The organism is Hymenobacter montanus (assembly GCF_014699115.1).
GTDB lineage: Bacteria > Bacteroidota > Bacteroidia > Cytophagales > Hymenobacteraceae > Hymenobacter > Hymenobacter montanus.
This window is the reverse complement of sequence record NZ_JACXAD010000012.1, coordinates 61,205-73,555: the sequence shown is the minus strand read 5'-3', so window position 1 is coordinate 73,555 and position 12,351 is coordinate 61,205. Positions and strand designations below refer to the sequence as shown.

Annotated in this window: 10 protein-coding genes and 1 pseudogene; 3 read left to right on the top strand and 8 right to left on the bottom strand. The window is 60.0% G+C overall.

Features of this window, described 5'->3' with window-relative positions:
* Positions 1 to 390 precede the first annotated feature (390 nt).
* From IC235_RS12095 to IC235_RS12075, 5 genes are all read right to left on the bottom strand, one after another.
* A complete protein-coding gene (locus IC235_RS12095) occupies positions 391 to 1,497 on the bottom strand; it encodes a glycosyltransferase (RefSeq protein ID WP_191005435.1) in 1,107 nt (368 codons plus the stop codon).
* Positions 1,494 to 2,174, bottom strand: a complete 681-nt coding sequence (locus tag IC235_RS12090) for a polysaccharide deacetylase family protein (protein WP_223847249.1) — start codon at positions 2,172 to 2,174, stop codon at positions 1,494 to 1,496. Before IC235_RS12090 ends, IC235_RS12095 begins: the two co-directional genes overlap by 4 nt.
* Positions 2,175 to 2,179: 5 nt before the next feature.
* On the bottom strand, positions 2,180 to 2,722 hold the full coding sequence (locus tag IC235_RS12085) for a hypothetical protein (protein ID WP_191005434.1): 543 nt from the start codon (positions 2,720 to 2,722) through the stop codon (positions 2,180 to 2,182).
* A 76-nt stretch (positions 2,723 to 2,798) separates the two neighbouring features.
* Positions 2,799 to 3,947, bottom strand: coding sequence for a glycosyltransferase family 4 protein (locus IC235_RS12080; protein WP_191005433.1), 1,149 nt, complete (start codon positions 3,945 to 3,947; stop codon positions 2,799 to 2,801).
* Positions 3,948 to 4,054: 107 nt separating this feature from the next.
* Positions 4,055 to 5,557 carry an oligosaccharide flippase family protein gene (locus tag IC235_RS12075; RefSeq protein ID WP_191005432.1) on the bottom strand — a complete coding sequence of 501 codons (1,503 nt, stop codon included), beginning with the start codon at positions 5,555 to 5,557 and terminating at the stop codon, positions 4,055 to 4,057.
* A 110-nt stretch (positions 5,558 to 5,667) separates the two neighbouring features.
* Here IC235_RS12075 and IC235_RS12070 point away from each other — a divergent pair, with 110 nt between their 5' ends.
* The 3 genes and pseudogenes from IC235_RS12070 to IC235_RS22830 form a co-directional block, all read left to right on the top strand.
* Positions 5,668 to 6,750 carry a GumC domain-containing protein gene (locus tag IC235_RS12070; protein WP_191005431.1) on the top strand — a complete coding sequence of 361 codons (1,083 nt, stop codon included), beginning with the start codon at positions 5,668 to 5,670 and terminating at the stop codon, positions 6,748 to 6,750.
* Positions 6,747 to 8,231, top strand: a complete 1,485-nt coding sequence (locus tag IC235_RS22635; protein WP_191005430.1) for an O-antigen ligase family protein — start codon at positions 6,747 to 6,749, stop codon at positions 8,229 to 8,231. The genes IC235_RS12070 and IC235_RS22635 overlap by 4 nt, the downstream gene beginning before the upstream one ends.
* 175 nt (positions 8,232 to 8,406) lie before the next feature.
* Positions 8,407 to 8,538 (top strand): annotated as a pseudogene (locus IC235_RS22830) (DUF1877 family protein); the annotation flags it as partial.
* A gap of 694 nt (positions 8,539 to 9,232) precedes the next feature.
* Here the strand turns inward: IC235_RS22830 and IC235_RS12055 are convergent.
* The 3 genes from IC235_RS12055 to IC235_RS12045 are packed head-to-tail and all read right to left on the bottom strand — an operon-like array spanning position 9,233 to position 12,351.
* Positions 9,233 to 9,802 carry a DinB family protein gene (locus IC235_RS12055; RefSeq protein ID WP_191005429.1) on the bottom strand — a complete coding sequence of 190 codons (570 nt, stop codon included), beginning with the start codon at positions 9,800 to 9,802 and terminating at the stop codon, positions 9,233 to 9,235.
* Complete coding sequence (locus tag IC235_RS12050) at positions 9,802 to 11,103, bottom strand: PP2C family protein-serine/threonine phosphatase (RefSeq protein ID WP_191005428.1); 1,302 nt, start codon at positions 11,101 to 11,103, stop codon at positions 9,802 to 9,804. Before IC235_RS12050 ends, IC235_RS12055 begins: the two co-directional genes overlap by 1 nt.
* 48 nt (positions 11,104 to 11,151) lie before the next feature.
* On the bottom strand, positions 11,152 to 12,351 hold the full coding sequence (locus tag IC235_RS12045) for an ABC transporter permease (protein WP_223847248.1): 1,200 nt from the start codon (positions 12,349 to 12,351) through the stop codon (positions 11,152 to 11,154).

Sequence of the window (12,351 nt, the reverse complement as noted above, 5' to 3'; positions counted from 1 at the left end):
AAAGGTCGGCGTGAGCGCGGCGGAAACAAGCATTTTCCGGGCTAAATCCTTATTTACCGGGCCAACCGCCGCCGTAAAATGCACAGGAGCCGGGGCTTTGCGGGAATGTTGCTGATAGGTCTTTTTGAGCTAGGGAATCGTGCCATAGCCAAATGGCGCAGCCCAGCGCGCCTAGTAGCCCTACCGTCGGCAGAAAGCGGGCTCAGCCGAAATGGCCTGCTCGCAGCCAGGGCTGCCGCCGGTCCCAGGTATGGCCTCGTTCCACTCTACTTCGGAAACATGGTCCAACCCAATTAGCTTGTCCTGAATAAGTTGGTTGAAGTCTTTATCCCTCATAGTGAATACATACCGTTTTCAAATAACACCCTTGAAACACCGCCGGCACCATACTCAGTCGTAGCGCCGGCCCTTCCACACCACGGCTCCGCCAAACACCTGGAACGCAAAGATGCTGAGGGTCATGGCCAGCGTGTATAATTCGAACGCGGGCAGCAAGTGCCACGGCAGCCGCAGCCCCGCCCGGCGGTGCGCCGCATAAGCCAGTCCGCCCTGGACGAGCATCTTCAGCCCCCACACCCCCAGGGCGACGGCCGGTCCGGCTACCAGCCCCAGCCCCAGCAGCGCCGGCCAGAAGCTGCTGAAAAACAACAGCTCCAGCCGCAGGCGTAGGGGCAGCAACGCCACGCCGCGCAGCCAGCGGCGGCGCTGTCTCAGCAGGGCCGGCCAACTAGCAATGGGCAGCGAATCGGCCCGCACTGCCGACGTAAATACCTGCCGAAAGCCGTAGCCGCGCGCCAGCACGGCCTGAAACAGGACAAAGTCTTCGGTCACGGAAAAAGGTAGCTCCTCGTAGCCACCCGTGGCCTCGTAGGCGGTACGCGTCACCAGCATGTTGTTGCCCATGGCCGTGACGGGCCGGCCCAGGTCACTCACCACCTGCACCAGGCCAAGCGAGAGCAGCCAGTCGATGCCCTGCAGCCGATGCAGCAGCCGCGGCCCGCGCACCGTCGTAATGCCCGTGACGGTGCCCACCCCGGGGGCGGCGTGCGCCAGCAGGGCCGTAATCCAGGTAGCGGGCAGGCTGATGTCGGCATCGGTGATGAAGAAAAAGTCAGTGGTGGCCTGGCGGGCCAGGTGCGCCAACACGTTGGCCTTGCCGCGGGCCCGGCCCCGGGTTTCGGTAATGGCCAGCACCTGGAACTGCCCTCCATACCCTTGCATGGCCGCCGCCGCTACGGCGGCGGTAGCATCGGTGCTGGCGTCGTCGCCCACCAGAACTTCTATCAGTTCCGGTGGGTACTGCAAGGCCCGCAGGCTGGCCAGGCAGCGGGGCAGCGCCGCTTCTTCGTCGCGGGCCGCAATGAGCACGCTCACTCGCGGCAGCGGCGTCGGCAGCGGCCCCGCCGGCGGGGCCCCGCGTCGGGTGGCTAAGCACCCGGCGGCATAAGCCAGGCCCAGCAGCCAGAGCCCCAGAAAGCTTAGCAGCAGGCCGCTCACAGCGTCGAAAACTGAAACCCCCGCTCGGCAAAATGCGCCAGCAGCCGCGGCAACACGAACCGCAGCCGGGCGCTGGCCTTGTGGCTGTCGTGAAACACGATAATGTCGCCCGGCCTCACCGCCGCCAGCGTGAGCCGCAGGCAGCTTTCGGGGCTTAAGTCGGGGTCATAATCCCGGGTGAGCACCGACCACATCACCACCCGAAACGCCGGCCGCAGGGCCCTCAGCAGGGGCCAGGTTAGCCGGCCGTACGGCGGGCGAAAAAGCATTTCTGAGGGCTCGCCAATGCGCTGCCCGACCAGGGCGTCCTCAACCAATACCGCCTGGCAAGCCGCCACGCCCGCCAGGTACTCGGGCCGGGACGTGGCCCAGGCGCTGCGGTGCCGGTGGGTGTGGTTGCCCAGCCGATGCCCCGCAGCCAGGGCCGCCTGCGCAATGTCCGGGAACCGCTCCAGGTTCTCGCCCACGCAAAAAAACGTGGCCTTGGCTTGAAAGAGGGCCAGTTGCTCCAGCACCCAGGGTGTTTCTTCCGGGATGGGGCCGTCGTCGAAGGTGAGGTACAGCACCGGTATACCGGCCGGCGTGCTGCGCGGGCCAGTCCATTCGCAGCCCGGCATTAGCGTGTGCAGCAGCCGGGGCGGGCGGGTGAGTAGGGCCGCATCAAGCCAGGTACCCATCGGCATCAGGAGCGTACCACGCGCATAAACGGCACTCCGGGGTCGGGCAGGGGCCCGAGCACCGACGCCAGGATTTCGAGAAAGGCGGCGGCCGTACCGGGCTGCCCCCCACCTGGGCCGCGGCCCAGGTGGCGGTGCACTTCGCCAGCCCACTCTCCTATCATCGTCGGGGTGCCGGCGGGGCCACTCAGCCCCAGCGTAGCTTCCAGGGTAAAGTAGCGGGGGCGGGCTTCTTCGGCTTCGGTTTCGAGGGGCTCTTCTTCTTCGTACACGAGGGCCGAGTAATACGCTTCCATGGTGGCCTGGGGGAGCGGCAGGTGAAACAGGGCCGTGACGCGACCGGCTACCTCGTGCCAGCTCAGGCGCAGGCCCTTAGGGGGCACGGTCTCGGCGGCGGGTAGGTTCTCGGCTGCCTTTTCCCAAATGTATTGCAACAGCTCCCGGGCCAGGTAGGGGTCGCTCAACTCCCGGCGCACCGCCGACGGCCGGCGCCAGGCCAACTGCGGCAGCAGCACATGAGCGAAGTTATACGGGTGCGAACGAGCCATAGCTAGGCAAAAGTAACGGCACGCTTTGCTTCATGAAAGAATACGGAATGAAGAATGAGCCAGGCGCACGTCCTGCTCATCTCTCCTCACTCATTGCACTCAATATAGCCGTCCACAAAACCTCGGCGCTGCGCTCCCACGAAAAGCGGCTGAGGTTCTGGTGGCCGCAGGCTATGAGCTGCTGGCGCAGGGCGTCGTCGTGCCAGAGGCTAGTGAGGCCGGCCGTGATGCTGTCAACCGCGAAGGGGTCGACCAACACGGCCCCACCCTCCCCCGCTACTTCCGGCATGGAACTCGTATTGGCCGTGAGCACGGGGCACCCACTGGCCTGAGCCTCGACGATGGGAATGCCGAAGCCTTCGAAGTACGGCACGTACACCGTGGCCCGGGCCGCGGCGTAGAGCCCGGCCAGCTCCTGGTCGACGACGCGCCCCGTGAAATGCACCGCCGACTGGTGGCGCATCTGTTGGTAGGTCGTGAGAATGGGACCGGCTTTCCAGGCCTTGCGCCCCACGATGAGCAGCTGCGCCTCGGCCACGGCCGCCCCCCCGGCGGCCTTGAAAGCATCGAAAGCCCGCAGTAGGTTGCCCAGGTTCTTGCGCGGTTGCAAAGCGCCCACGAATAAGAAGTAGGGCCGCCCCTGGCTGAAACGGCGCCGGACCTCCTGCTGAACGGCCGTCGGCTGGGGCTTAAATAACTCGGCCGGCGCGTTGTAAGCCACGCTGATTTTTGCGGGCGCCAGGCCGTACGTCCGCACGATATCGGCTTTGGTAGCTTCGGATACGGCTACTACTTGCCGCGAAGCCCGAGCGAAGCGGGGCACAAAGAAGTGGTAGTACTTGCGCTGCAACAGGCCGACATCAAGGGGGAAATGCTCGAAGGCCAGGTCATGCAGGACGGTTACGCGGGGTACACTGGTGTTGAGCGTTGTAAAGCCATCGGGACTGAGGAAGGCCGCGGGCCGGTGCCGGGCCAGCCACCAGGCCACCGCGCCTTCAAACCAGGCCACGAACAGCAGGGGGTGGCGCGCGGGCGGAAGTAGCACGTGCGCCACCACGTTGGGGCCGAACAAGTAACGGGCGTCGTACGCCCGGTCGAACAGAAAGTGAAACGTCACCTCCGGATGTTGGGCCACCAGCCGGCTCAGCGTTTCATAGCTAAAGCGGCCAATGCCCTCCAGGTGGTCGCCGGGCAGCAGGAAACGGGTGTTGACGGCAATGTGCAAAATGAGAATTAAAAATTAAAAATGAAGAATTAAAAATGAAGAGGAAATCATCCTCCGTCAAGCAGGTGCTGCTCTATTTTTCATTTTTCATTTTTAATTCCTGATTTTTAATTCCCCTTAGGCAGCAACTGGCTTAGCTCTTTCTTGCGCACCAGCCCAGTGCCCAGCACTATCAGCCCGAACAGGCCGGCCATTAGCCCTGCCTCGACCCACCAGCTCAGGGTTTTATTCAAGCCTACCTGCACCACATACCATCCCCCGCACAGCAACCCGAAGGCCAGCAGCAGCCGGGCCAGCAAGCGGCCGGGTACGCCCACCTTCGTGCGCCGCAACACCAGCACCAGGTAGCCTCCCGATACGAACACCGCACACAGCAGGGTATCGACCGAAGCGGCCACCGCCCCGTAGCGAGGCAGCAAAAACAAGTTCAGCCCAATGTTGAGAGCAATGCTGCCAGCCACCAGCCAGCTCACGGCCCGCTCGTGGGTGGTGCTGGTGAGCAGCGTGCTGTAGATGGCGAAGAAGGCATGCATCAGCACGTTGATGAACAGTATTTTCAGGCACAAAACCATGCGGCTCACTTCGGTGGGGCTGCTGTGGCTGAACTGCCAGAACAGCACCTCGCCCCGAAACAGCACAAAAGCCACTACGAACAGCAGCGGCAGGGTAACGACCCGCTGCCCAAACCACAGCAGCTGGCGCTGGGCCGCCGCCTCGTGCGGTACGCTGGCGAATTTGGCAAAAAACAGCGGCAGCACCGTCCAGACGTACATCATCGTGGCATCGACCCAGCGGTAGGCGCCCGCGTAGTAGCTGGCTTCGGTGGGCGAAGCCAGACGTTCGAGCATCACCATGTCGACGCGCTCGTTCACACCGTAAAGCAGGGTCATGAGTGCGAAGGGCAAGCCGGCCCGCAAGGCAGTACGGGCTACGGGGCTTTTCCAGCGGTACTTCACGTGGCCAAAGAAGCGCGTCATCAGGCCGTAAAGCAGCACAGTGGTGAAAGCAGCCGCGCCCAGCCGTGCCCCTACGTAGCGCGGCAACGTAAGACCGGCTGGTATCAGAGCCAGCAACACGGCCAGCAGTAAAAACTTCTCCACCACCGACAGCACGGCGTCGGTGTTAAATTTTTGGCGAGCTTGTAGCGTGCCGCGCAAAAACTGCCCGTACTGGGCCAGTAGCGCGGCGGTGCCTACGGCGGCGAGTAGCCCCAGATCGGGGCCACGGTAGCCTAATACCCAGCCCACGACCAGCATGGCCGCTAAGGCCACGGCATTGAGGGCCCCGCGCAGGGGCAGCAGCGTGGGGAAGGTTTCTGCCATGAAGCCAGGCTCGGCCGCTACGCGCCGTACAGAGTAGGGCGTCAGACCTAAATCGAAAAGGGCGGCCACAACCAAGGTGAGCGCCGACAGCGCCGTGACCAGCCCAAACGTGGCGTGGCCGAGCCGGTCCTGCACCAGGTTTTCGACCACTACCCAGCCGGGTTTTACCAGCAGGTTGAGCAGGACGACGAAGCCGATATTACCAAAAAATCGTTTGATGCCGACGAGAGAGTTAAGTGCTAATAAGGCCAAGCCAGCGCCGGGCGCGGGAGTCGCAAAGCTACGCACCAAGCCGGGGCAGCCGCGCAAGAGGCCATTTTCTGGTTATCTTTGCCCGCCAGCTTTCCGATTTGTGCCAACTAAATTGTTGGCCGCGGCCATTGGCTTTCCTACTCTCTATGTTTGTACCTTCTTTCTCGCTGTTGAGCCTGGGTCCGATTATCAACCGCTGGAAACGCCTTGTGGGCTGGGCCGTGGGGCTAGCGGCCCTGGTTAGCCTGGTGGTGTCGCTGTTACTTCCTAACATATACCGCTCCACGGCTATCTTCATTCCAACCAACCCGCAAGCCGCCGACCCAGACCGACTACTGGAGGACAATGCGCAGGTGCGCGGCAAGTTGGAGCTGGGTGGCCGGGCCGAAGACCTGGACCGGGTCATCAGCATTGGCGAGTCGCAGCCGGTGGCTGAACTGATAATTAAGAAATTCGACCTCTACCGGCACTACAAGGTCGGCCCGCCCGGCGACGACGACCACGACAATGCCGTATTGAAGGAGTTCAGTGACAACCTCGGTATTGTACACAACGACCGCGACGCTATTGAGCTGACATTCATGGACAAGGATAAAAACCTCGCGGCGAACGTGGCCAACGCCATGGTCCACGTCATCGACTCGGTGAACCAACAGCTGACCTTTGAAAACCGCCGCACCGTGCTCGACCTACACCGCAAGCGCTACGAGTTTCTTAACACCAACTTCGAGCGCAGCCGCCGCGAGTTAGTAAAGGCCCGACGCCACTACGGCATCTACGGCCTCGAAATGCAGGGCCGCTACATGGCCAAGCAGATTATAGAAACTGAAGCAGCCCTGCGCAAGGCCGAGGGCGGTGGCGGCGATGTCGCTGGGCTCCGACGCGCCCTGCGGGGCCTCACCCGGGCCGACGGCGGCAACGTCATTAACCTGGAACGTTTCGTGCAAGGTGCCGACTCGCTCAACATGTTCGCCAACCGCGTGGCGGACTTGGGGTCCCGTCTGGTTTCGGCCCGCGCCACTTACGAAAGCGCTGAGCTAACCCTAAAGGGACGTATCTCCAGTATCTACAAGGTGCAGAAAGCCTACCCGGCCACCCGGAAAAGCAAGCCGTTTCGCTCGCTCATCGTGCTGGGCTCAATGCTAGTGACTTTTGCGCTCTCCGTGGCCTTCATCACGCTATTAGAGTTCTACCGCCACAACCGGCCCGACGCCGCGCAGCCAGCGTGAACCCGCCCGTAAACCAACTGCTGGCTCGGCTCCGCCGTTCCTTCGATGATGCCCAACTCCTCTTTATGGGGTTTGTGCTACTGTTGCTGGTCAGTGGTACCATAGCAGCACTGGCTAAGCTGCCGGCACTGCTGCTGCCGAGCCTGCTGGTAATCGGAATAGGGGTAGCGCTGATAGAATGGCGGTGGCTATACTATCTGCTGTTTCTGCTGCTGCCTTTCACCGAAGAAATCGGCTTATTCGGCGGTTTGAGCATGGATGTGCCTTCCGAGCCGCTGATGCTCGCCCTCACCGGCTGCGTGGGGACCATCTTACTGCTGCGCAGAGGGCATTTGTCGCGCCGCGAATGGGGGCATCCCCTGGTGCTGATACTGGGCCTGATGCTGCTGTGGACCGCAGTGAACATAATAACCTCGGTTGATGCCCTGAAGTCCTTTAAGTACCTACTGGCCAAGGTGTGGTACATCACGCCGTTTTTGTTAGGCACCCTGCTTATTGTCCGGCGGCCCAACGATACCTGGCGTTTCGCGGCCTGGTACACGGCGGGCGCCTGCTTAAGTGCGCTCTACGTCATCAGCCGCCACGCGACTATGGGCTTTAGCTTCGGGACCATTAACCTGGCGCTGCACCCCTTCTTTCGCAACCACGTTATCTACGCCACCATGCTAGCCTTGCTGATACCGTTTGGTTGGCTAGCGCTGCGGGCAACCCAAAAAGCGGGTACTCGCTGGGCGTGGCGGCTGGCCCTGGGCCTTTTACTGTTCGCGCTTTTCACTTCTTACACCCGGGCGTCCATCCTTTCGCTGCCCATTGCCGGGCTATTTTACTGGACCATGCGCCTGCGTCTGACCCGGGTGCTGCTAGTAGTCGTCGCTGTAGGCACCACCCTGCTGGTGAGTTACTTCGTGAATGACGATAAGTATATGGAATACCGGCCCAACTACGAGCGCACGGTATTCAATGGCGGAAACTTTGAGAAGCACCTCGAAGCCACCTATAAATTGCAAGACGTATCGGGCATGGAGCGGGTGTACCGCTGGGTGGCGGCCGCCCGCATGATTGCCGAAAAGCCCATGACGGGCAGCGGCGCGGCTACTTTTTACCCCGAGTATAAGCGGTACACGGTCAAAAGCTTCCGCACTTACGTGAGCAACAACCCCGAAAAGTCTACTACTCACAACTACTTTCTACTACAGCTGGCCGAGCAAGGCATTCCGGGATTCTTGCTGTTTGTTATCCTCATTGCCACGGCCCTGCTGTTGGCCGAGAGTCTCTACCACCGCGCCCGGCACCAGCCCGAGGTGCAGCGCGTAGTGTTGGCGGCGACGTTCTCGCTGGTGGTCATCATTTTCCACCTCGTCCTTAATGAGTTGGTGGAAGTGGATAAGATTGGCCCAGTGTTTTTCGTGTGCCTGGCCTTGCTGATTCGGGCGGAGTCGTGGCTGGCGGAAGCGCCTGAGGGAGCAAATACGCTCACCTAGCTAAAATCAAGTGCCAACTGGGTAGTTAAGGACTTTCAGATCATTGCTGCTTATAATGGACCGATTTACAAAACCTCGGTAACAGACTTGGCCTTGAAAATTGTCTCTTGAAAACTATTTGAAAGACAGCTCCTTATTATAAGCTCGGGCTTACAACGACGATGATGAGTCTGAAGCAGGCGACCACAGACTAGCAGATATTGATAAATATTGGGATGGAATTATATTTTTGCTCACAGGACGAAACTTTGGAGCTACGAACTATCCTCTTGTAAAAATTTCATTCAGCAGACAATTAATTGCTTAATAGCAAGGTATAGCTGGGGCTAAGCTATTATTTAACACATGAACCAGTTCAAGATTTGAATAATCAATTTCAAATATTTCACTCGCTAACTTAAAATAGTAATTCAATCCTAAATAAATAAAAAAATTAGCGTTTCATCCTGAAATTTGGGGTGAGTATGCTGAAGCGTTCAACTGTGTCGCGCGCGGATTTCCGACATTGTAAGAAATTTATGCTGATCTATCAAAAAAATTATAAATAAATCATAATATTCTTTAATTAAATATAAGTAGTAAACTGCCTTCTGTGCATTAATTTTTAGCGGGTCAACCTGGAAGGCGGTAAGTTTATGCGTAACAACAGGAAGAGGCACAACCTGAGAAAGGCTGATTCGATCAACGCTTGTTTTGAGGGCTTACTTGTCGGATTCCACCAGTATAAAAATGCTTAACCGAAGGAGTCCTATTCCGGAACCAATAGAGAGAAGCTGATTGCTCATCTGGTGCGATCCGATAACTAGGGCTTCCCTAACGCCTGCACACATCGCAAGGCTACAAACTGCGCCTCTGACAACTCCACTGCAGCACACTTCCATAGAAGTATCTCGATAGTATACGTGCTGTCACTGATTCCATCTTGTTGGCAAAAGGCCAGTATCTGACTCAGGCAATCGTGGCTGACAGCAGCGCCTGAAACAACTCCCGGAAAAGTCAAATCAGCGGTTTAGCACCTGGTATTCAGCCGCAACTTGCTCGATCTGGGTAAGGTGACGCTCGGCGTGTTTCGCTAGAAAATAGACCAGCTCGTACACGTTAATTTTTCCCAAGGCATTCACGCTCATAGTAGTGCGATACAGCAGGCCTTCCCCGTTTGGCAATTGACGTAGAATTTCTTCGCATTGCCCCAACTGCTTACGTAACGTTTGCGAAACTTCGGTAACAGTTTGAGCTCCTTTCGGCTCCATGTGTTCGGGGCGTATCCACGCAAATGACTTGTGCTGCCCTATCTCGTCTAGTTTTGCCCTGGCGAACTGGTAGCTGCCCAATTCCGTGGCCAAGTCCAGATTGTTGATGTTTTTGGCGGCTTTGGCAGCTGCTTTGTTAATAAGAATCAATAAATAATGATTCGTCAGCGCTACGTGCTCTAGGATCTCATTAATAGTCCAGCCGCCATTTAGGGGCCGGAATGCCCGCAAGGATTCTGACACCCCAAACCATTCGTCAAGTTTGGCAAAGGTTGCCGTGAGCTTTTGCTTGATTTCGACGATTAGCGCGTCCACTTCCATTACTTAAACCGGCAACTGAGAATGGTCACGTCGTCGGCGAACTGCGAATTGTGGGCGCTAAAGGCATTGATACTGCTCAGCAGCTCCTGGTGCAGCTTGGGCAGCGGCAGGTAGCGGTTACGCTGCAGCACCGCCAGCACGCCTTCTTCGCCAAACTCGTTGTTATCAGCGTCGAATACTTCGGTGAGTCCGTCGGTGTAGAGCAGCAGCAGCGAGTGAGACGGAATCTCAACCTCCCCGACCCGCAGCAGCGGCAGCTCTTCCATAATACCGAGCATGACGGTGCCGTGCGTCAGGGTTTGCACGGCCCCGTCGTCGGTAATGAGCAGGGGGTCGTTATGGCCGGCGTTCACGTAGCGGAGACAGCGCGTACGGCGGTCGTAGATGCCCAGGAAAGCGGTGATGAACTTCTCGCCCCCGGAATTACGAAACAGCAAGTGGTTGAGCTCGGGCACAATGGTCGCTAACTCTACTCCCTGGCGCAGCAGCGTGCGCAGCCCGGCCTGGAAGTTGGACATCAGCAGGGAAGCGGGCACCCCTTTGCCGCTCACGTCGGCCACGCACAACAGCAAACGGTCGGCGTCAATCTCCACCACATCGTAGTAATCGCCCCCGACTTCGGTGTGCGGCACGTAGCTGCGCTCAATCACCAAATGGCCGTCGTTGGGCAGCTGGCGCGGAAAGAGCAGGGCTTGCACCCCTTGCGCGATTTCAATTTCCTTGCGCACCGCGGCATCAGCCACCCGCTGGGCCTGCAGCCGGCGGTTTTCCACGGCCCCAATCAGCGTATTAGCCAACGAGCCCAGGAAAGGAATAAGCTGTTGGCGGTCGAAATCGTTGCGCAACCCGCCCACGAACACGTAGGCAACGACTTGGCTCTGCCGCAGAATCGGGATAACGAGCTCGTACCGGTCCCAGTCGGAGCCCAGGTGCAGGTCTTCCACAGCTTGGGGCTGCGTTACCCCGCCGGCGAGGAGGTGCTCGGAAAGCGACATCTTTTCGGCCTCAATCAGGTCGCAGCCCAACGCAATGCGGGCCCGAAAACCTTCCTCTTCGCGCGCGAAAAGCAGCAGCTGGACCACGTTGCGCTGGCCTTGCAGGGTGAGGCGGAGCATGTGGTAGAGCTCGTCGACGGTGTGGTCGCGGGTGGTCATGTCGTGGGCCACCCCCAGAACAGTATCCAGCTCGAACTGCTTGAGCAACAGTTCGCGCTTGAGCTGCTTTATCTGCTCGGTGTAGGCAGCGGTCTCGTCAGCCAACGGAGCCACGGGTTTAATAGAAGAAGTCGGAGCAGAGGGCATAAAGCAAGGTAATCAACGCGGGGTAAACACGTGCTCGGCCCCGCAAACTTAAGCGGCTATGGGCGTTTGAGGGTCGTAGGCGTCGCGCAGACCATTACCGAGCAGGTTAAAGCTCAGGACGAGCAGGGAGATGGCGGCCCCGGGCAAGAGCGTAAGCCATAGCCCGGCCTCGGTGCCCAGCAGGTCGTAGCCTTCCTTCACCATGAGCCCCCAACTAGGCGCCGGCGGCTGCACCCCGAGCCCGAGAAAGCTCAGCCCCGCCTCGAGCAGAATGGCCGCCGCGAAGTTGCTCGTGGCCAGCACAATGAGGGGGCCCCGCATATTGGGCAGCAGGTGCCGGGCAATAAGGCGCGGGGTGGGCAGCCCCAACACCCGCCCGGCTTCCACGAACGTAGCCGAGCGCAGGCTGAGCATCTGGCCGCGCACCACACGCGCCACGTCGACCCACATGGTCAGGCCCACCGCGACGAAGCTGACCCACACTCCTTTGCTGTCGAGCGCCAGCGAAATGGCAATCACCAGCATAATGCCCGGAATGCTCCACACCACGGTCATCAGGCCCAGCAGAATGGAATCGACCCAGCCGCCAAAATAGCCGGCCACCGCGCCCACAGCCATCCCCAGCACCAGCGAGATGAGCACTGCCACCAGCCCGATGCCCAGCGAAATGCGGGTGCCTAGCAGCAGCCGGCTCAGCTCGTCGCGCCCGGCCTTGTCGGTACCGAGCCAGTAAGTGCGGGTGCTGAGGTGGCCTTGCTCAACCAGCCGCTGCAATTCCGCCCGGGGCCCGGGGTGCCCCACCACGGCAGCCAGGGCCAGGCGCCGGAACCGGCCCGCCTCGGCCGAGTGCGCGCCCAGGGGCTTGAGGATAATGGAGTCGCCCGCGAACTCGTACCCACCAATAGGGGTTTCCTGCACTTCCGGCTCCCGTCCGTGGAGCCAGGTGCTGAAGACGTTGGCGGGGTCGGCGGTATTGCGCGCCGAATCGGGCAACGGCTGGCGCAGCAGCTGCACGCGTAGAGCCGGCCTTTCTTTTTGAATCTGCACGAAGCCGTGGTTGGCGTTGGGCGAGTTGTCGGGCAGCACCCAGTAGCCCAGCAGCGCCACCAGGGTGCAGAGGGCAATAAAAGCCAGGCCGAACACGGCGGGCCGGTTCTGCCACAGGCGCCGGCGCACGTAGTAACCCGGCGACCGGGCGGCGGCAATTGCGCTCGGCGAGGCGGCCGCGGCGGCTGTCGAAACTGCCAA